At 74.0% G+C, this 19,964-nt stretch carries 16 protein-coding genes and 1 riboswitch; of the genes, 8 read left to right on the top strand and 8 right to left on the bottom strand.

Annotation, left to right across the window (positions count from 1 at the left end):
• Positions 1 to 2: 2 nt before the first annotated feature.
• Positions 3 to 1,067, top strand: coding sequence for a PKD domain-containing protein (locus O7600_RS04785; protein ID WP_281592478.1), 1,065 nt, complete (start codon positions 3 to 5; stop codon positions 1,065 to 1,067).
• A gap of 49 nt (positions 1,068 to 1,116) precedes the next feature.
• Here the strand turns inward: O7600_RS04785 and O7600_RS04780 are convergent, their stop codons facing one another.
• From O7600_RS04780 to O7600_RS04770, 3 genes are read right to left on the bottom strand one after another with little or no spacing between them, the layout of a single operon-like run.
• Positions 1,117 to 1,758 carry a lysoplasmalogenase gene (locus O7600_RS04780; protein WP_281592477.1) on the bottom strand — a complete coding sequence of 214 codons (642 nt, stop codon included), beginning with the start codon at positions 1,756 to 1,758 and terminating at the stop codon, positions 1,117 to 1,119.
• The gene (locus tag O7600_RS04775) at positions 1,755 to 2,582 is read right to left on the bottom strand and encodes a sterol desaturase family protein (RefSeq protein WP_098744685.1); all 828 of its coding nucleotides are present in this window, start codon (positions 2,580 to 2,582) and stop codon (positions 1,755 to 1,757) included. Before O7600_RS04775 ends, O7600_RS04780 begins: the two co-directional genes overlap by 4 nt.
• A complete protein-coding gene (locus tag O7600_RS04770) occupies positions 2,579 to 3,307 on the bottom strand; it encodes a GntR family transcriptional regulator (protein WP_281592476.1) in 729 nt (242 codons plus the stop codon). Before O7600_RS04770 ends, O7600_RS04775 begins: the two co-directional genes overlap by 4 nt.
• Before the next feature lie 143 nt (positions 3,308 to 3,450).
• On the opposite strand from O7600_RS04770, the gene htpG reads away from it, so the two are divergent.
• The gene (gene htpG / locus O7600_RS04765; protein ID WP_281592475.1) at positions 3,451 to 5,343 is read left to right on the top strand and encodes a molecular chaperone HtpG; all 1,893 of its coding nucleotides are present in this window, start codon (positions 3,451 to 3,453) and stop codon (positions 5,341 to 5,343) included.
• Positions 5,344 to 5,409: 66 nt separating this feature from the next.
• On the opposite strand, the gene O7600_RS04760 is transcribed toward htpG, so the two are convergent.
• The 3 genes from O7600_RS04760 to O7600_RS04750 form a co-directional block, all read right to left on the bottom strand.
• Positions 5,410 to 6,108, bottom strand: a complete 699-nt coding sequence (locus O7600_RS04760) for an SDR family oxidoreductase (RefSeq protein ID WP_281592474.1) — start codon at positions 6,106 to 6,108, stop codon at positions 5,410 to 5,412.
• 32 nt (positions 6,109 to 6,140) lie between these two features.
• Positions 6,141 to 6,617: a helix-turn-helix domain-containing protein gene (locus O7600_RS04755; protein WP_281592473.1), complete on the bottom strand. Its 477-nt coding sequence runs from the start codon at positions 6,615 to 6,617 to the stop codon at positions 6,141 to 6,143.
• 76 nt (positions 6,618 to 6,693) lie between these two features.
• Positions 6,694 to 8,256 (bottom strand): LLM class flavin-dependent oxidoreductase, encoded by a 1,563-nt coding sequence (locus O7600_RS04750; protein ID WP_281592472.1) that lies wholly within the window; start codon positions 8,254 to 8,256, stop codon positions 6,694 to 6,696.
• A 216-nt stretch (positions 8,257 to 8,472) separates the two neighbouring features.
• Positions 8,473 to 8,638, top strand: a riboswitch (cyclic di-AMP (ydaO/yuaA leader).
• Positions 8,639 to 8,641: 3 nt separating this feature from the next.
• Between O7600_RS04750 and O7600_RS04745 the strand changes: the two genes are divergently transcribed.
• Positions 8,642 to 9,262 (top strand): transglycosylase family protein, encoded by a 621-nt coding sequence (locus O7600_RS04745; RefSeq protein WP_281592471.1) that lies wholly within the window; start codon positions 8,642 to 8,644, stop codon positions 9,260 to 9,262.
• A 171-nt stretch (positions 9,263 to 9,433) separates the two neighbouring features.
• Entirely contained in the window at positions 9,434 to 9,880 is a 447-nt protein-coding gene (locus tag O7600_RS04740; RefSeq protein WP_281592470.1) for a YbaB/EbfC family nucleoid-associated protein, read from the top strand.
• Between the two features lie 66 nt (positions 9,881 to 9,946).
• Here O7600_RS04740 and O7600_RS04735 read toward each other — a convergent pair whose 3' ends face one another.
• On the bottom strand, positions 9,947 to 12,010 hold the full coding sequence (locus O7600_RS04735) for a M4 family metallopeptidase (RefSeq protein ID WP_281592469.1): 2,064 nt from the start codon (positions 12,008 to 12,010) through the stop codon (positions 9,947 to 9,949).
• A gap of 375 nt (positions 12,011 to 12,385) precedes the next feature.
• A complete protein-coding gene (locus O7600_RS04730) occupies positions 12,386 to 14,626 on the bottom strand; it encodes a transglycosylase domain-containing protein (protein WP_281592468.1) in 2,241 nt (746 codons plus the stop codon).
• Positions 14,627 to 14,855: 229 nt separating this feature from the next.
• Between O7600_RS04730 and O7600_RS04725 the strand changes: the two genes are divergently transcribed.
• From O7600_RS04725 to O7600_RS04710, 4 genes are all read left to right on the top strand, one after another.
• Positions 14,856 to 15,791 carry a diacylglycerol kinase family protein gene (locus O7600_RS04725; protein WP_281592467.1) on the top strand — a complete coding sequence of 312 codons (936 nt, stop codon included), beginning with the start codon at positions 14,856 to 14,858 and terminating at the stop codon, positions 15,789 to 15,791.
• 42 nt (positions 15,792 to 15,833) lie between these two features.
• A complete protein-coding gene (locus O7600_RS04720; RefSeq protein ID WP_281592466.1) occupies positions 15,834 to 16,604 on the top strand; it encodes a nucleotidyltransferase domain-containing protein in 771 nt (256 codons plus the stop codon).
• 65 nt (positions 16,605 to 16,669) lie between these two features.
• Positions 16,670 to 19,459, top strand: coding sequence for an FAD-binding and (Fe-S)-binding domain-containing protein (locus tag O7600_RS04715; protein ID WP_281594069.1), 2,790 nt, complete (start codon positions 16,670 to 16,672; stop codon positions 19,457 to 19,459).
• Positions 19,459 to 19,881 carry a glutaredoxin domain-containing protein gene (locus O7600_RS04710; protein WP_281592465.1) on the top strand — a complete coding sequence of 141 codons (423 nt, stop codon included), beginning with the start codon at positions 19,459 to 19,461 and terminating at the stop codon, positions 19,879 to 19,881. The genes O7600_RS04715 and O7600_RS04710 overlap by 1 nt, the downstream gene beginning before the upstream one ends.
• Positions 19,882 to 19,964: the final 83 nt, after the last annotated feature.

Genomic DNA, 19,964 nt, shown 5'->3' with positions numbered 1-19,964 from the left:
AAGTGGTCAACCGACAGCTCGCCCGGATCGCCGTCGCGGTTCCGGGCGTGGTCGCCCTGCTGGCCGTCAACGCGGCGGGCGCGTCCGCCGCGGCCGACGCGCCGGCCAACGACAACCTGACCGGCGCGGTGCCGGTCGGCGCGCTGCCGTTCGCCGACGGCCAGGATCTCAGCGCCGCCACCGTGCAGGAGGGCGAGCCGTCGTCCTGCTTCGGGACCGACCGGACGGTCTGGTACTCGTACACCCCGGCGGTGACCGGGATGGTCACCGCCAACGCCGGGCCGGACTACCTCGGCGTGGCCGTCTACACCGGTGACTCACTGGACACCCTCGCCGAGGTCACCTGTCGCCCCACCTACAGCGGCACGCCGGTGACCTTCGAGGCGCGGGCCGGCACGACGTACCTTCTCCGGATCGGCGCCAACTACGCCGAGCAGACGACGTTCCGGCTGGACGTGGCGCCGCCGCCGGAGGTCGACTTCGACGTGGCCGACGTGGAGTGGAGCGTCTTCGACGAGGTCGCGTTCTGGCCCCGGCTGTACGACCCGGTCGGCCTGGGCATCGACCTGGGTTCACTGGTCTGGGACTTCGGCGACGGCACCACGTCGACCGAGCAGTACCCACGGCACCGCTTCGCGTCCGACGGCGACCACCGCGTGCGGCTGACCGCGCGCACTGTCGACGGGCGGACCGCCTCGGCCACCCACACGTCAGTGGTCCGCACCCACGACGTGGCGGTGGTCAAGGTGAACACCCCCTCGACCGCCCGTGCCGGGCAGCGCGTCGGCGTCACCGTCGAGGTGCGCAACAACCGCTACGACGAGCACGTGGAGGTCCGCCTCGAACGCAGCCATCCGTGGGGGTTCGAGCAGGTGGACGCCGCTGCCAAGCCGGTCCCGGCGACGAACGGGGGCGGACGTACCTCGTTCTCGTTCACGTACACGGTGACGCCGGAGGACGCGGCGGTGGGCAAGGTGACCTTCCGCGCGGTGGCCGCGGTGCGGGACCACCGGGACGCGCTCCCGGCGGACAACGAGCTGCTCTCCGCCCCGGTCCGGGTGCGCTGACCGCTCCCGTGGGCGGCGGCGCGACCTCGCGCCGCCGCCCACGTCGGGGTCAGGCCGGGACCGGCGCCGGGTCGCGGGCCGGGCCGGCGGCGGCGCGGTCGGCCGCCCAGCCGGTGGTGATCAGCAGCAGCGCGGCGCTGTAGGTGCCCATCACCAGCAGGCCGGCGCCGGGCAGGTCGGTGCCGGCCGCGCCGACGCCGATCAGCAGGTCGGAGACGAGGAACAACGCGCCGCCGGCTCCGGTCCGCGCGGACACCCCGGTCGCGGCGGCGGCCATCAGGCACAGCGCCAGGCTGTAGCCGAGCACGGGCAGCCGCAGCGGCCCCAACGCGCTCCACAGCAGGGCGTTGCCGGCCGCCCAGGCGAGCAGGTAGCCCACCCACGCCAGGGCCGGCGGGCGTCCGCGCCGCAGGAATCCGGTGAGGAACGCCAGCTGCGCCACCAGGAAGAACCCCATGCCGAGCAGGAACGCGGGCCGGCCCGGCACGAGCAGGGCCACGTCCCCGGCGGTGGCGGCGACCAGACCGACCACCACCGCGTCCACCCGCCGTCGCCGCTGCCACAGGTACGCCAGCAGCACCGGCGCCAGCAGCGGCTTGGCCAGCCACTGGAGCGCCGTCGAGTCGAGCGCGACGCCGACCAGCTCGACCGCGGCGACCAGCCCGAACAGGGTCAGCCAGGAGCGCCTCACCGGGCCGGCTGCCAGCCGGGTCGGCCGAACAGGTAACCGAGGCGGTGCCGCCAGCACGTGGCCCGGCGCACGTCGGACCAGATCGCGGCGAACTCGTGGGTGGCCACCCGCAGCGGGTTGTAGGTGCCGATGTTCTTCGTGAGCCCGTAGCGCGCGGTGGCCCGCTCCGGCTCGAAGGTGCCGAACAGCCGGTCCCAGATGATCAGAATGCCGCCGTAGTTGCGGTCCAGGTATTCGGTGTTCGAGCCGTGGTGCACCCGGTGGTGCGACGGGGTGTTGAAGATCCACTCGATCGGCCGGGGTAGTACGTTGATCCGCTCGGTGTGCAGGAAGAACTGGTAGAGCAGGCTGACCGACTGCTGGAGGAAGATCATCCACGGCGGGATGCCGAGCAGCGCCAGCGCCAGCCAGAACGGCAGCGAGGTCATCGGCGTCCAGCTCTGCCGCAGCGCGGTGGAGAGGTTGTAGTACACGCTGGAGTGGTGCACCACGTGGCTCGCCCACAGCACGCGTACCTCGTGGTGGGAGCGGTGGAACCAGTAGTAGGCCAGGTCGTCGGCGAAGAACAGGATCACCCAGGTCCACCAGTCGCCGGGGGAGAGGTGGACCGGCGCGACCGTCCACAGGGCCGCGAAGACACCGACCGTGAGCAGCTTCCACGGAAAGCCGATGATCTGACTGCCCAGCCCCATCGACAGGCTGGTGGTGGTGTCGCGCAGCTCGTAGCCGCGTTCCTCGTCGTCGGGCAGGAAGCGGTAGGAGACCGCCTCGATGATGATCAGGAGCAGGAACGCCGGTACGGCGTACAGCACGGCGGGGATCATGCGCGCGCTTCCCTTCCGGTGGTGGGGGTGGTGGGGGTGGTGACCGGGGCGGTCAGTAGGGCCCGGGCCTGCCGGGCGGCCGCCGCGCCCTGACCGGACGCGATCGCGGCGGCGAGGCGGCGGTGACCGGTGACGTCGAGCAGTTCGGCGGTACGGGTGTCCGGGGGGACGTCGCCGACCGCGAACGTGCCGGCCACCAGGCTGTTGAACGCGAGCTGGTAGGCGGTGTTGCCGCTGCCGCGGACGACCAGACGCCAGATCGCGATGTTCGCCTCGGCCATCCGGTCCAGGTCGGGGGCGAGCACGCCGTAGTCCTCGGCGGCGCGGACCAGGTCGGCGACGACCGCCGGGTCGCCGCGCTCGGCGCAGAGCCGGGCCGCGTCGATGCCGACGCAGGCGCGCATCTCCAACATGTCGCGCACCAGCGTCGCGACCGGGAGCACGTCGACGGAGCGGGCCAGCGACAGCGCCAGGTCGAGCCCGGCGTGCACCCGCCAGTCCAGCACCCGGGTCGCGCCGCCCTGGCTCACCCGGACCAGGCCGAGCTGCTGCAGCCGGCGCAACGCCTCCCGGACCGCGTGCCGGTTCACCGCGAACGCCGCGGCCAGCTCGCGCTCGCCCGGCAGGGTCTCGTCCGGGCGGTAGCGACCGGACACGATCGCGTCGCGGAGCTGACCGAAGACGTGGTCGGAGACCGAGGCGCGGGGGGCGGGGGCGAAGGCCATGGCCAGCAGTGTGGCCCCGCACACATCAACCCGTCAACTGGTTGGACCAGTCAGGTTTCGGCGCCGGTCCGGCCGGTGGGTGCCGTCCCGGTCACCCCTCGTATCCTTTCCGCCGTAGCCACGCAACCGGGAAGGGAGTCGGTGTGAGCGACCGGGTCGAGACGCTGGAGTTCCAGGCCGAGGCGCGTCAGCTGCTGCAGCTGATGGTGCACTCGATCTACTCGAACAAGGACGTCTTCCTGCGCGAACTGATCTCGAACGCGTCCGACGCGCTGGACAAGCTGCGGCTGGCGTCGCTGGTCGACAAGGACCTGTCGGTCGACGCGTCCGACCTGCACATCGAGATCGAGGTGGACAGGGACGCCCGCACGCTGACCGTGCGGGACAACGGCATCGGCATGTCCCGCGACGAAGTGGTCGGCCTGATCGGCACGATCGCCAAGTCCGGCACCGCCGAGCTGCTGCGCACGCTGCGCGAGTCCAAGGATGCCGCCGCCGACCAGGACCTGATCGGCCAGTTCGGGGTCGGCTTCTACGCCACCTTCATGGTCGCCGACCGGGTGACGCTGCTGACCCGGCGGGCCGGGGAGACCGGCGGCACCCGCTGGGAGTCCACCGGCGAGGGCACCTACTCGGTGGAGGCGGTCGACGAGGCGCCGCAGGGCACCTCGGTCACCCTGCACCTCAAGCCGGTCGACGCCGACGACAACCTGCACGACTACACCGCCGAGCGGACCATCCGCGAGATCGTCAAGCGCTACTCCGACTTCATCGCCTGGCCGATCCGGATGAGCGTGGACGCCCCCGGCGAGGACGGCGCCGCCACCCGCGAGGTGCAGACGCTCAACTCGATGAAGGCGCTCTGGGCGCGGTCGCGGGACGAGGTGGACGAGGCCGAGTACAAGGAGTTCTACCGGCACGTCGCGCACGACTGGGCCGACCCCCTCGAAACCATCCACATGCGCGGCGAGGGCACGTTCGAGTACGAGGCGCTGCTCTTCCTGCCCTCGCACGCCCCGCTCGACCTGTTCGCCCCGCAGGGCCGTCGTGGCGTGCAGCTCTACGTCAAGCGCGTGTTCATCATGGACGACTGCGAGGCGCTGATCCCCAACTACCTGCGCTTCGTCAAAGGCGTGGTGGACGCGCACGACCTGTCGCTGAACATCTCCCGGGAGATCCTGCAGCAGGACCGGCAGATCCGCGCGGTGCGCCGGCGGCTGGTCAAGAAGGTGCTCGGCACGCTCAAGGACATGTCGGCCGAGTCGTACCGCACGTTCTGGACCGAGTTCGGGCCGGTGGTCAAGGAGGGTCTGCTGGAGGACCCGGACAACACCGAGGCGCTGCTGGACCTGGTCCGCGCGGCCAGCACCCACGACCCGGCCGAGCCGACCACGCTGCGCGCGTACGTGGAGCGGATGAAGGACGGCCAGACCGAGATCTACTACGCCACCGGCGAGAACCGGGCCACCATCGAGAACTCGCCGCACCTGGAGGCGTTCCGGGCCAAGGGTTACGAGGTGCTGATCCTCACCGACCCGGTGGACGAGGTGTGGGTCGAGCGGGTCGGTGCGTACGACGGGAAGACGTTGCGCTCGGTGGCCAAGGGTCAGGTCGACCTGGAGACCGAGGAGGAGAAGGAGAAGGCCGAGGCCGAGCGGCAGGAGTACGCCGACCTGCTCACCTTCCTCGGCGACGCGCTCACCGACAGCGTCAAGGAGGTGCGGCTGTCCACCCGGCTGACCACCTCGCCGGCCTGCGTGGTGGGCGACGCGCACGACATGACGCCGACGCTGGAGAAGATGTACCGGGCGATGGGCCAGGAGGTGCCCCGGGTCAAGCGGATCCTGGAGTTGAACCCGACCCACCCGCTGGTCACCGGCCTGCGCAAGGCGCACGGGGAGGGTGGCGACACCGCCGCGCTGACCGAGACCGCCGAGCTGCTGTACGGCATGGCGCTGCTGGCCGAGGGCGGCGACCTCGCCGACCCGGCCCGCTTCACCCGGATCCTCGCCGACCGCCTCGCCCGCGGCCTCTAGATGTAAGGAAGGGCCCCTTCTTATCGCCTAGGCGATAAGAAGGGGCCCTTCCTTACCAGCGGACGTTCAGGGGAGGGCGGGGTAGAGGGCGGCCACGCCGCCGGACAGTCCGGCCTGGACCCGGCGGGCGACGTCGTCGGCCAGGATCTCGTAGCTGTCGGACTCGATGCCGTCGGCCGCGAGCCGGGCGACCTCCGCCGGGTCGGCCTTCGGCCCGGCGACCCCGGCGGCCATCTCGGTGTCCATGTAGCCGACGTGCAGGCCGGCGACCCGGACGCCCCGGCCGGCCAGCTCGACGCGCAGCGCGTTGGTCATCGACCACTCGGCGGCCTTCGCCGCCCCGTACGCGCCGACGCCGGGGAACGTGAACCAGGACAGGGCCGACAGGACGTTCAGGATCGTCCCGCCGCCGTTCGCCGCGATCCGGGGCGCGAACGCCCGCACCACCGACAGCGTGCCGAGGTAGTGCGTCTCCAGCTCCAGCCGGATCTGGTCGAGGTCGCCGTCGAGCAGGTCGGCGCCGGTGCTCACGCCGGCGTTGTTGACCAGCAGCGTCACGTCGCCGGCGCGCTGCGCGGCGGCGGCCACCGAGGCGGGGTCGGTGACGTCCAGGCGTAGCGGGGTGACGCCGGGCAGGTCGACGCTGTCCGGGTTGCGCGCGCCGGCCCAGACCGTGGCGCTCCGCGCCACGAGTTCCGCGGCCAGGCGCCGGCCGAAGCCGCGGTTCGCGCCGGTGACCAGGGCGGTGCTTCCAGCGATCTTCATGTCTCGCTCCGAGGGTGCTGAGGGTGGGTGGATCAGGAGGTCCGCAGGCCCGGACCGGGCAGCACGGCCAGCTCGTCGGCCGGCACGTCGTGCCCGGCGTCGCAGCGCAGCCGGGCGTGCACGTCCGCCCCACAGTCGTGGTGGGTGACCAGGACGGACGGGCCGACCTCGTCGGCGGCGTACGCGTCGCCCCACTGGCGGAGGGCGACGAGCACGGGCAGCAGGTCGCGGCCCCTGGCGGTGAGCACGTACTCGTCGCGGGTGCGCTGCCCGGGCTCCCGGTAGGGCCGCCGGTCGAGCAGGCCGTCGGCGACGAGCTGCTTGAGGCGGGCGGCGGCGACCGGCTCGCTCACGCCGACCCGGCGGGCGAAGTCGTCGAAGCGCCGGGTGCCGAACGACGCCTCGCGCAGCAGGAGCAGCGTGGTGCGGTTGCCGACCACCTCGAGCGCCCGGGCGATCGAGCAGTTGGCGGTGGACCAGGAGTCGCGCTGCGCGAGGAAGTCCGTCATGGGACCGACGCTACCGGGCTGACTTAGGGAACCAAAAGCCAGCTATCTCACGTCGCGGTCCGGGAATATCCGCCGGTCAGAGCTGGCCGGGGTAGAAGCCGTGCCGGGCCAGCGGCTCGACGATCTGGTGCTCCTCGTACGACAGGTGGGACAGCAGTGTGTCGGTGAGCAGGTCCACCGCCTCCTGGAGCCCGCTGAAGTCACCCGGCCGGCCGATCAGCTCCACCAGCGCCCGGTCGACGCTCTCCACCACGCCGTGGATCACCACGTGCTCCTCCTCCAGCCGGTCCAGCACCGCCGCCAGCCCGGCGTCGGCGCGGCGCAGGTGCGGGAAGACCGAGGCGTCCTCCAGGCCGTGGTGCTGGGTCACCACGGTGCAGTACGCCGCGCAGTACGCGCCCAGCGTCCAGTTGTTCTGCCGCAGGGTCATCTCGTTCAGCGCGGCCCGCGCGCCGCCCGGCGAGACCGCGCCCCGCGTGACCTGTTCCAGCAGGTCCCGCACCTGGGCCAGCTCCCGGCGCAGGTGGTCGTGCACGTCCACCAGATGTTGCCCCGCGGCCTGCGCGTGGGCCGGGTAGACGTGCCCGGCCGGCGCCGGCGGGGCGGTCGGACGGGTCGACTCGTCCCAGAGGCGGCGCGCGCTCAGGCGTACCCCCGGGTCGGGCGTGGGGGTGACCGCGAGGGTGGTCGGAACGCCGCCGGCGGCCTGCTCCCGCGCGACGGCGCGGGCGCCGCTGCCCGGCGTGGTGCGCTCGGCCGCGACCAGCTCCCGGACCGCCGGCGCCACCTCCTGGGCGAAGAGCTGGATGGCGCGCGGCTCGTCGCTGCCCAGGACGAAGGTGGTGATGCCGTGCTCCAGGGTGAGCCCGGCCAGGTCCTCCACCCACCGCTGCGGCGGCCCGGCCAGGAACCCCGTGGACGAGCGGGTGAAACTGCCGGTCACGTTGAGCATCCGGCGGATCTCGCCGGGGTCCCGCCCGGCGGCCCGCGCGCCCTCGTCGACCAGCGCGTTGAGCGCGGGCAGCTCGTCGGGCCCCTTCGGCAGGTAGGCCAGTGACGGCAGCCAGCCGTCCGCGGCGCGACCGACCAGGCGCAGCATGCGCGGCTTGTACGCGCCCACCCAGATGCCCACCGGATGGGCCGGCGCCGGTCCGCGCTTCGCGCCGACCACCCGGTAGTGCTCTCCGGCGACGCGGATCATCCCGCGTCGGTCGGCGCCCCAGACCTCCCGGATGACCTGGATCGCCTCGTCGAGCGCGTCGACCGCCGCGCCCGGGGAGAGCCGCCGCCCGCCGGCCGCCTCGATCGCGTCCCAGAACGCGCCCGCGCCCAGCCCCAGCTCGACCCGGCCGCCGGTGAGCAGGTCCAGGCTGGCCACGCTGCGGGCGAGCACCACCGGTTGGCGCAGCGGCAGGTTGAGCACGTTGCCGGCGAGTCCGATCCGGTCGGTGGCGGCGGCCACGTACGACATCAGCGTCCAGGTGTCCAGGAAACCCGGCTGGTAGGGGTGGTCCTGGAAGGTGACCAGGTCCAGCCCGACCTGTTCGCAGAGCGAGGCGAGGGCCACCACCTGGTCGGGCCGTCCGGCGGTGGGGGTGAGGAAGCCGCCGAAGGCCAGCTCGTCTCCGTACTCGGTCATCCGTGCCGCTCCTCGTGCGATCTTGCCGGTCCCGCCCACGGTAGCCCGGGGCCGGGGCGGCCGGGCGGGGCGTCCGGATCCGGCCCGGACGTCCCGCTACCACGTCGTCGTGTGCCGCGTGTGCGGTCGCCCGCCTGGGTGATGAACATCCCAAGAAGTGGGCGATCGTCCGAAATCGTCCCTAGCGTCGGTGGCGTCCGCAGTCGTGGACGCCACGGGCCGGTAACGCCTAATCCCGCCGCCGGCCCGGCGGTAACCGAACCTCGGCGGGAGCGGGGGACCCAACGTTCCTCGGTGCACGTCACCTCGGGGTGAAGCCGCCAGCGGCGGCCGGGCTCCTCGGCCCGAACCCGACAGCTCACCTCGTCGGCGTGGAGGAATCCCCATGGCAACTGCATACGCAGCCCGTCGTACCGCCGTCGGTGTGGTTCTGGCCGGCGCCGCGGTCCTGTTCGCTCCGGCCGTCCCGGCGAACGCCTCCGGCGTCAACTGGGACGCCGTCGCGCGGTGCGAGTCCGGCGGCAACTGGCACATCAACACCGGCAACGGCTACTACGGCGGGCTCCAGTTCTCGCGCGGCACCTGGAACGGCCACGGCGGGAAGAGGTACGCCGCCCGGGCGGACCTGGCCAGCCGGTCGGAGCAGATCGCCGTCGCCGAGCGGGTCCTGGACGGGCAGGGCATCGGCGCCTGGCCGGTCTGTGGCCGCAAGGGCGGATCCGGCTCGTCCCCGAAGAAGGCGGCCGACCGTCCCGCGCCGCGGAAGGCGGATCGTCCCGCGCCGCGCAAGGCCACCGACCGGCCCACGACGAGGTCCACCGTGGACCGAGCGGCCGGGCGGGGCGGCGCCGGCACCTACCGGGTGCGCTCCGGCGACACGCTCTCCGGCATCGCCGTCGCGGCGCACGTTGCCGGGGGTTGGCGGGCGCTGCACGAGCGCAACCGCGCCGTCGTCGGCGAGGATCCGGGCCTGATCTTCCCGGGTCAGCGACTGCGACTGCGCTGAACCGACGAACGCCCGGCCGGGGCTCCGGCCGGGCGTTCGCGGTCGCGCGACACGCCGGACGCGCGGCACCCGACCTGCTCGCTTGCGGGCGGGGCCGGCCGGTGACCGTGCTCCGTCGGTGCCGGTTGCTATGGTCACGATGCTCGGCTAAGACGTGAAGAAAGCGCGGATATGACCATCGACCCGTTCTCGGCCGCCGCGAGCCTCGACGAGCTCCTGAGCCGGACGCAGCAGGCGCTCGCGGCGATGCGGTCCCGGGCCGGCGTGCACCCCGACGGCGAGCCGGGCGAGTTGCTCCGGGCCGAGGGCGCCGCGGCCGACGGCCGCGTGCGGGCAGTCGCCGTCCAGGGTGGCCGACTGGACTCGGTCGCCGTCGACCCGGACCTGGCCGGCGAGCCGCTGGAGGTCCTCTGCGGACACGTCGTCGCCGCCGTCAACGCCGCGCTGGCCGAGCTGGACGCCCGGGTCAGCGACTCGGCCCGGGCCGACGCCGACGCCCTGGCGGCCCGACTCGGCGGCCTGCCCGACCAGGCGGAGCTGTTCAGCCGCGCGATGCACGAGGTGGCCGCGCGGATCCCGCGCGACCGCGGCGCGTCCCGGGCCGGCCGCCCGGCCTGACCGACCTGCCGACGCGACGAAGCGGCCGGCCGCCCGGAGGACGACGACCGGCCGCTCGCCCTACGGTCAGCTCAGGGTGACCGCGGTGTCGTCGACGACGAAGGACGTCTGCAGGGAGCTGTCCTCCACGCCGCTGAACGAGATGGTCGCCGTGGTGCCGGCCAGCGACGAGACGTCGAAGGACCGCTGCACGTAGCCGGTGGCCTTGTTCAGGTTCGAGTAGGTCGCCAGCGTGGTGCTGCCGGCCTTGACGGTGAGCTTGTCGTACGCGGTGGTCGTGGTCGACTCCGCGCTGTCGATGTGCAGCCAGAAGCTCAGCGTCGCGCGGCATCCGGCCGGGATCGTCACCGACTGGCTCAGGGTGTCGGTGTGCGACGAGCCGTAACCGTCGAGCCACGCCTTGTACGAGCCGCCGTGCGCGGCCTGGCCGCTGTCCGTGGTGATGACGCCGGCGGAGGCGGTCCAGTTCACGGCGCCCGACTCGAAGCCGGGGTTGGCCAGCTTGTTGCCGGAGCAGCCGCCCGACGGCGGGGTGGTCGTGGTGGTCGGCGTCGGCGTCGGGGTGCCGCCGGCGCACGTCGGGTCACCGGACTGGGCGGGCACGCTGACCGCGTTCCAGGCCGCCTTGACCGCGTCGAACTCGGCGCAGCTGCCCGGGTAGAGGTTCTTCGCCGCCTGCAGCGTCCAGGTGCGGTACTTCAGGTACGACGAGGACGAGGTCTTCAGCAGCATCGCGTTGTACATGATCTTGATGGCCTTCTGGATCCCCAGGCCGGTCACGCTGCTGCCGTTGCAGGTCGAGCTGGACGGCTGCCCGTTGGTCGGGCTGCTGCCGTTGGCCAGCAGGTAGAACCAGTGGTTGCCGGGGCCGGCGGAGGCGTGCACCTCGCCGCCCGGGACGCTGCTGGAGTAGCAGTTCGGGTCGCCGAGCGCGGACGGGTTGTACATGTTGCGGATCGGGCCGGAGCCGACCAGGTTGATCTTCTCGCCGACCAGGAAGTCCGGCGCGTCGTAGCTGGACGGCTCGTTGGCGAACCACTCGGTGGCCGCGCCGAACGTGTCCGCCACGAACTCCTGGGTGCCGCCGCCGGAGATGCCGCCCGGGGTGTGGTCGTCGATGCCGTGGCCGATCTCGTGCGCCACCACGTCGAGCGAGCCGATCCACTGCCCGGCGGTGTTCTTGCCGATCTGCACCTGGGTGCCGTCGTAGTAGGCGTTCTGGTCGTTCAGGCCCACCCGGATCGGCCAGTAGCCGCCGTTGCCGTCGGCGCCGTTGCGGCCCAGCCACTGGCTGAGCATCTTGTGCTCGGTCTGCGCGGCGAACAGCGCGTCGACGCAGCCGGTTTCCTTGTTGGTGGCGGTGCCGTTGCCCCAGGCGTCGTCGGAGCCGCTGAACGTGGTGTTGTTCGCCGCGTCCTGGCAGCTCAGATTCGTGACGGTCGGGTCCTTCATGGAGTACGTGGTGCCCGACTTGGTGGTGTTGAGCGAGAGCGGGCTCGGGCCGTTCCAGGCGCCGGTGCCGGTGCCGTGCACGATGTGCTCCTGCGTGCGCAGCACCGCCCCGGTGCGGGCGTCGACGTCGACGGTCAGTCGGCTCGGGCCCTCGGCGTCCGTGCCGCGCACGGTGGTCTCCCAGGCCAGCGTGGGGCTGGCGCCGAGCGTGTAGACGACAAGTGTGGTGCCCTCGACCGAGCTGACGGTCCGGAGCTGGGCGCGCGCCTTCTTCGCGCCCGCGGCCGGGGTCAGCGTGGGGGTGGTGGCGAGGGCGCCGATGGGCCGCTGCTGGGCGACGGAGGCGTACTTCAGGTTGCCGGCGGCGTCGGTGGCCAGCACGAAGTCGCCGCCGACCACCGGCAGGCCCTTGTAGGTGCGCTCGTAGGGCACGTACTGGGTGCCCTCGGAGGAGATGACTGGCTGCTGGACGAACGCGTCGTCGGAACCAGCCTGGAGGTAGGCGGGGCGGTTCGCGACCAGTGCGCGGGCCGAGTCGGCGGCGGCCGCGCGGGCCTGCGCCGGGTTGGGGGCGGCGGGGCCCGGTGGGGCGGCCTGCACGGCCGCGGCGGTGCCGGCGGCGATCACGCCGGCCGCGACCGCGCCGGAGAGCGCGGCGAGGCGAGGTGAGAGCTTCACGAGGGTTCGCTCCTGTTCTGAGGCGCGCAGCACGGAGCCCGGTGGGGACGGGCGGCGCGGTGATGCGAGGCGGGGTGACGGTCGGTCACCGGAGCTGCCGGCGTGGCTCCGGGTCGACAGATCGACCGTCCGGGTCGCCGGGGGTCGACGACTCGTGGGTGCACGATCACACGCCGCCGGAGCCGGGATCAATGGGTGACCGAGGCAACCGACTTCCGCCGGACATCCGGCCGTCGGCCGAAATTCAGGAAGCCATGATCTTCAATAGCCCCTGATCAGGTCGAATATCGTCCGCAGTGGATGGATGCGGAGACGTCATGCGGCTTTTGCCGTGGTGTGCGGATGGCGCACATAGGTTCGATCGTCCCCGGCGGGTCAGCGCGGCCCCCGGCTGCGCGTCGGCGATCCGGTCGGCGACGGGGGCGGCGACGGCGACGGCGTGGGACGCGCGGTCGGTCGGCCGGTCGGGCGCGGGCTCGGACTCGACATCGTCGGGCGGGGCGTCGCCGGCGCCGACGGGCTCGGCGCGGAGGTGGTCGGGGCCGGGCTCGACGGGGAGGGCTCCGGAGCGTCCCCCGGGAAGCTCGGCTCCCGGAACCGGTACCGGTCCGGGTCGAGCTTCATCGCCTCGGTGGCCCGGGACATGAACTGCCGCCAGATCGGCGCGGCCCCGGTCGAGCCGTACACCTCGTAGCTGCCGCCCCGGGTCCGCAACGGCTTGCCGTCGGTGGTGCCCAGCCAGACGGCCGAGGCCAACGCGCCGGTCCAGCCGACCATCCAGGTGTGCACGTTCTGCGTGGTGCTCTGCCCCGCCTGCCAGGTGCCGGTCTTGCCGGCGGAGTCCCACCCGTTGTCCAGCCGGGCCGCCCGGACCCGACGTAACGTCCAGTCGAGCTGGTCGATCGCCTCCCGGTCCAGGCCGAGGTCGGTCTGGCGCAGCTGTTCGGTCCACACCTCCTCGTCGCCCTTGGTCACCGAGCGGACGAAGTGGGCGTCGGCCCGCTTGCCGCCGGCGGCGAACGTGGCCATCCCGTTGGCGTGGTCCTGCACCGTGATGCCGTACTGGCCGATGCCGACCTCGGTGGAGAACCGCTTCGCCACCTGGTCGGCCGGGTCGCCGCGCAGGTCGACGCGCTGCGGCTGCGGGTTGCCGCGTACGGTCTCCCACATCGACTCGACGCCGGCCCGCCGGGCCATGTCGATCACCCGGGCGGTGCCGAGCTTCTCGGTCAGCTCGAAGTAGGTGACGTTCAGCGAGGCGACGGTGGCCTCCCAGAGCGCGCAGTCCGGCTGGCAGGGCGCGTGCTCGGCGTTGCGGATCGGCCCGGCCGCGCTGCCCCGGGTGCGACCCGAGGCGGGGAACTCCTTGGTGTCCGGCGAGTCGAACCGCTGCTTCACCGAGATGCCGTCCCGCACCGCGGCGGCCAGGTCGTAGACCTTGAACGAGGAACCCGGCGGGTGCTGCCCGAAGCCGCGCGCCTGGCCCTTCTCGTCGTAGTACCAGCCCGCGTAGTCGGCGCCGGAGCCCCGGTCGCCGCCGTAGTAGCCGAGCACCCGTCCGGTGCCCGGCTCCACCGCCACCAGCGCCGCCTGCCAGTTCTTCGGCTGCCCCCGCACCGCCTCCGGCGCGCTGTCCCGGCGGATGTCCGCCGCCGCCTCGGCCGCGTCCTGCACCCGCTTGTCCACGGTGGTGACGATCCGGTAGCCGCCGTCGCGGATCACCTCGTCCGGCTTGCCCCGGAACGGCTCCGTCCGCCGCAGCTCGGCCAGCACGTGGTTGACCACCAGGCCGGTCGGTCGGTCCAGGTCGGACCGGCCGGCGTCCGGGTCGACCGGGCGGACCGTGTCCGGGTACGCGAGATCCGCCGCCTGCCGCGGCGTGAGGTAGCCGAGCTTGACCATGCCGTCCCGGATGTAGTTCCACCGGTCGATCGAGTTCTGCTTCGCGGTCGCGTTGCGGGCCGGGTCGTAGCCCGGCGCGCCCTGCGGATCGGCCGGGTCCGCCTCCGGCTGCTTCACCATCGCGCACAACACCATCGCCTCGGCCTGGGTGAGCTGCTGCGCCGCTGGCGCGTCCCGGCGCACGGTCTTGCCGAAGAACGTCTGCGCGGCCGCCTCGATCCCGTACGCGCCCCGCCCGAACGGCACCGTGTTCAGGTAGAAGCCGAGGATCTCCTCCTTGCTGTAGGTGTCGTCGAGCTTCCAGGCGATCACCGCCTCGCGCAGCTTCCGCGAGTAGGTCACCCCCCGCAGGTCCGCGGCGACCCGCGCGTACTGCTGGGTGAGCGTGGACGCGCCCTGCCGCTGCCCGCCGGTGACGTTGGCCCAGGCCGCCCGGAGCACGCCCTTGACGTCGATGCCCTGGTTGGTCCAGAACGTGCGGTCCTCGGCCGCCACGATGGCCTGCTTGGCCGAGTCGTTCATCTCGTCGTACGGGACGATGGTGCGGTTCTGCGCACCGAGCTTCGCCATCGGCGTGCGGCCGTCGGCGTAGAAGACGGTGGTCGACTCCGGCAGCTTCAGGTCGGTGGGCGTGGGGACGCTGTCGAAGTAGTAACCGCCGGCGACCAGGCCGCATCCGGCCAGCAACGTGCAGATCGCCAGGAAGACCGCCACCCGCCGTCGTCGGCGTCTCGGCCGGGCCGGTGTGGCGCCGCCAGGTCCCCGGACCTCTCCGTTGTGCCGCACGCGACGCCTCCGAACTGATCGGCCGAATCGTGTCCCTGCCCGGCTCGCAGGCTAACCGAGCTGCGCCGACGGCACCGGCCGACGGGCGTCGACCGGTGTGGCGGCGGCCCCTCGCGGGTAGGCGTGGCGCGCGCGCCGTCCGGGTACCACCGTCGGCATGAGTACGAGCACGGCGGACCGCGCCGACACCGACACCGTGGCCGCCCCCACCGGCGTGGTGGCGGTCGTCGCCCACCGGAAGAAGACGTTCGGCGGCGGCCTCGACGAGCTGCGCGCCCGGCTGGCCACCGCCGGCGTCGGCCGGCTGATCTGGCACGAGGTGCCGAAGAGCCGCAAGGCCCCGAAGCGGGTCCGCGCGGCGCTCGACGAGGGCGCCGACCTGGTGCTGGTCTGGGGCGGGGACGGCATGGTGCAGCGGTGCGCCGACACGCTGGCCGGCACCGGTGTGCCGATGGGCATCCTGCCCGCCGGCACCGCCAACCTCTTCGCCGCCAACCTCGGCATCCCCGCCGACCTGCCGGAGGCGGTGCGCATCGCGCTGCACGGCCGGCGGCGCCGGCTGGACCTGGGCCGGCTCAACGGGGAGCACTTCGCGGTGATGGCCGGCGCCGGCTTCGACGGCGACCTGATCCGCGACGCCGACCGCAAGCTCAAGGGCCGGTTCGGCCGGGTCGCGTACGTCTGGACCGCGTTGCGGCACGTGCGCGGCGAGTGCGTCCGCACCCGGATCCGGGTCGACGGCGCGGACTGGTTCGACGGCGAGGCGAGCTGCGTGCTGTTCGGTAACGTCGGCACCATCACCGGCGGCATCCCGGCCTTCGACGACGCCCGGCCCGACGACGGGGTGCTCGAGGTCGGCGTCGCCACCGCCAGCGGCGCGGTGGACTGGGCGCGCACGTTGGGCCGGATGGCCACCGGCCGCTCCGACGACTCACCGTTCGTGCGGATCACCCGGGGCCGCAAGATACGGGTCCGGTTCGCCGCGCCGAAGACGTACGAGCTGGACGGCGGCGCGCGGGGCACGGCGAAACGGCTGAAGGTCACGGTGGTCCCGGGCGGGTTGACGGTCTGCTGCCCCGATCCGGCGGACTGACCCGGCCGGCGCCGGGCCGGACCCGCCGGGCAGGATGCGGGCATGCGCGACGACGTACGCGACTACCTGGCCGACCTGGTGCGGCGCTCCCGGGACGTGCTCGGCGACGACCTGGTCGGGGCGTACGCGGCCGGTTCGGTCGGGTTGGGCGCCTACCAGCCGGGCCGCAGCGACGTGGACGTGGCGCTGCTGGTCGCCGCGTCGCCGGCCGGGGCCGCCCGGCGGGCGCTGGTGGACCGGCTGCGGCACGAGGCGCTGCCCTGCCCGGCGCGCGGCCTGGAGCTGGTCGTCTACCGCCGCGACGTGGCCGCGTCCGGCACCCCGGAGCCCGGCTTCGAGGTGGAGCTGAACACCGGCGCCACCATGCCGTTCCGGGCCACCTACGACCCGGCCGACCGGCCCGCCGCCGATGGGCGGTTCTGGTACGCGCTCGACCGCAGCATCCTGCGCCAGTCCGGCCTGGCCCTGCTCGGCCCGCCCGCCGCCGAGGTGTTCGCCGACCCGGCGCCGGCCACGCTGCGGGCGCTGCTGGTGGACGCGCTGCGCTGGTGGCTGGCGCTGCCCACGCCGCCCGGGGACGCGCCCGCGCCGGGTGCCGAGGACGCGGTGCTCGGGGCCTGCCGCGCGCTGGTGCGTTGCCGCGACGGCGTCTGGCTGGGCAAGGTCGACGCCGGCCTGCGGGTGGCGGTCGACGACCCGGACGCGGCGCTGATCCGGGCCTGCGTCGCCGCCCGCCGGGGCGGCCCACCCCCGTCCGGCGCGGCGGCCCGCGCGTTCCAGCGGCGGGTGCTGGCGCGGCTCGACGCCGGCTGAGCCCGGCCGTCCGGACCGGGCTGACGCCACCGGTGACTAGGGTGGGCGGGGGAGGTGCGGTGATCATGGAGCTGAGCGCGCAGGTCCGGGCCGGGCTGGAGTCGGTGGTGCCCGGCGGCGTGGCGACGCGGGCGGCGGACCGGCTGCGGCTGGCCCACGACGCGTCGCACTACCTGCTGCACCCCGGCGCGGTGGTCACTCCGACCGACGCCGGCCAGGTCGCCGCGCTGCTCACGCAGAGCCGTCGCGGTGGCGTCCCGCTGACCTTCCGCTCCGGCGGCACCAGCCTCAGCGGCCAGGCGGTCACCGACCGGCTGCTGGTCGACGTCCGCCGGCACTTCCGCGACCTGACCGTGCTCGACGACGGGCGGCGGGTCCGGGTGCAGCCCGGCGTGGTGCTGCGGCAGGTCAACGCGCGCCTCGCGCCGTACGGCCGCAAGCTCGGCCCGGACCCGGCCAGCGAGTCCGCGTGCACCGTCGGCGGCGTGGTCGCCAACAACTCCAGCGGCATGACCTGCGGCACCGAGTTCAACACCTACCGGACGCTGGAGTCGCTGGTGCTGGTGCTGCCCAGCGGCACCGTGCTGGACTCCGGCGCCCCGGACGCCGACGCCCGGCTGCGCGCCGCCGAGCCGGACCTGCACGCCGGGCTGCTGCGGCTGCGCGACCGGGTGCGCGGCAACCCCGACTCGGTGCGCCGGGTCCGCGCCCAGTACGCCATGAAGAACACCATGGGGTACGGCGTGAACGCGTTCCTCGACCACGACGACCCGGTCGACCTGCTCACCCGGCTGGTGGTCGGCAGCGAGGGCACGCTCGCGTTCGTCGCGTCGGCCACGTTCCGCACCGTGCCGGTGCACCGGCACGCCGCGACCGGCCTGCTGGTCTTCGACTCCCTCGGCGCGGCGACGGCCGCCATGCCGGAGCTGGTGGCCGCCGGGCCGGCGGCGGTCGAGCTGCTCGACGCCGCCGCCCTGCGGGTCGCCCAGCGGGACCCGAAGGCGGACGCCGCGCTGCGCGGCCTGGCCGTGCGCGGGCACGCCGCGCTGCTGGTCGAGTGGCAGGAGTCCGACCCGGACGCGCTGGCCGGCCGGGTCGCCGCCGCCGAGCCGGTGCTGGCCGGCCTGCCGCTGACCGCACCGGCCCGGCTCAGCGGCGAGCCGGCCGCCCGCGCCGCGCTCTGGCACATCCGCAAGGGTCTCTACGCCGCGGTGGCCGGCGCCCGCCCGTCCGGCACCACCGCGCTGCTGGAGGACGTCGCCGTGCCGGTCGAGGCCCTCGCGGGCACCTGCGCCGCGTTGGCCGAGCTGTTCGACCGGCACCGCTACGCCGACAGCGTGATCTTCGGCCACGCCAAGGACGGCAACCTGCACTTCATGCTCAACGAGCGGTTCGCCGACGGCGCGGCGCCCACCCGCTACGCCGACTTCACCGAGGAGATGGTCGACCTGGTGCTCGGCCACGGCGGCACGCTGAAGGCCGAGCACGGCACCGGCCGGGTGATGGCCCCCTACGTGCGCCGCCAGTTCGGCGACGAGCTGTACGACGTGATGCGGCAGGTGAAGACGCTCTGCGACCCGGACGGCGTGCTCAACCCCGGCGTGCTGCTCAGCGACGACCCGGAGATCCACCTGCGGCACCTGAAGACCGTGCCGACGGTGGAGGAGGAGGTGGACCGGTGCGTCGAGTGCGGCTACTGCGAGCCGGTCTGCCCCAGCCGCGACCTCACCACCACGCCCCGGCAGCGGATCGTGCTGCGCCGCGAGATCGCCGCCGCCGAGGCCGCCGGCGACCGGGCGCTGGCCCGGGAGCTGACCGACGCCTACGACTACGACGCGGTGCAGACCTGCGCCGTGGACGGCATGTGCGCCACCGCCTGCCCGGTCCTGATCAACACCGGTGACCTGGTCAAGCGGCTGCGCGCCGAGGAACACGGGCGGGCCACGCGCGCCGGCTGGCGGGGCGCGGCCCGACGCTGGGACGCCACCACCCGGGGCATGGCCCGAGGGCTGGATCTGGCCGGCGCGCTACCGCCCGCGCTGCCCGAGGCGGCCACCCGGGCGGCCCGCGCCGTGCTCGGCACCGACCGGGTGCCGCAGTGGCGGCGGGACCTGCCGCGCGGCGGTGCGCCCCGCCAGGCCCACCCGGCGGACGACCCGGACGCCGTCTTCGTGCCGTCCTGCCTCGGCACGCTGTTCGCCCCCGCCGAGGGCGGCGTCGGCGTGGCCGCCGCGCTGCTCACGCTCGCCGAGCGGGCCGGCGTCCGCCTGCTCGTGCCGGACGGCATCGGCGACCTCTGCTGCGGCACCCCCTGGTCGTCCAAGGGCCTCACCGACGGCTACCGCGCGGTGCGCGACCGGGTCCCGCCGGTGCTGCGCGCGGCCAGCCGCGACGGGGAGCTGCCGGTGGTCAGCGACGCCGCCTCCTGCACCGAGGGCTTCGAGCGGCTGCTCGCCGACGCCGGGGACCTGCGGGTCGTCGACGCCGTCGCCTACACCGCCGCCGCGCTGCTGCCGCGACTGACCGTGCGCCGGCGGCTCGGCTCGCTCGCGCTGCACCCGACCTGCTCGTCCACCCGGCTCGGCCTGGACGACGCACTGCTCACGGTGGCCCGCGCGGTCGCCGACGAGGTGGTGGTCCCGGACGGCTGGCAGTGCTGCGGCTTCGCCGGCGACCGAGGGCTGCTGCACCCCGAGCTGACCGCGTCGGCCACCCGCGCCGAGGCCGCCGCCGTCACCGCGCGCCCCTTCGACGGGTACGCCTCGGTGAACCGCACCTGCGAGATCGGCCTGGCCCGGGCCACCGGGCAGCCGTACCGGCACCTGCTGGAGCTGCTGGCCGAGGTGACCGCCTGATGGGGCGCAGTTGGTGGCTCGCCGGGCTGATGCTCGTCGTCGGCGTGCTGGTGGGCGTCGCCCAGGACGGCGCGGTGCCGTCCGTGCTGGGCTTCGCGGGCTTCGCCCTCCTGGCGGTGCTCTTCTCGCCGCTGGCCTTCCCCCGGTCGCTGAGCGCGGCCGAGGCGCGCCGGCGCAGCGCGCGCGACGGCCGCCCGATCGTCTACTGGCGTCCCGGCTGCACCTACTGCCTCCGGTTGCGCCTGCGACTGGGCCGGCACGCCGGGCGGGCGCACTGGGTGGACATCTGGCGCGATCCGGAGGCAGCGGCGGCGGTCCGGGCGGTCACCGGCGGTGACGAGACCGTCCCGACGGTGGTGCTGCCGGACCAGGTCGTGGTGAACCCCGACCCGGCCTGGCTGCGCGCGCGGCTCCCGGCCTGACGGCTTCCCGGCCCGGGCCTCGACGGGCGGTTCAGAGCGGGCGGGCCAGGTCTGCGAGCAGCGCGGCTACCGCTGCCAAGGGT

Origin of the sequence: Micromonospora sp. WMMA1998 (assembly GCF_027497375.1) — a bacterium.
Lineage (GTDB): Bacteria > Actinomycetota > Actinomycetes > Mycobacteriales > Micromonosporaceae > Micromonospora > Micromonospora sediminicola.
The sequence above is the reverse complement of the archived record's forward strand: the minus strand, read 5'-3'. Positions and strand labels throughout refer to the sequence as shown.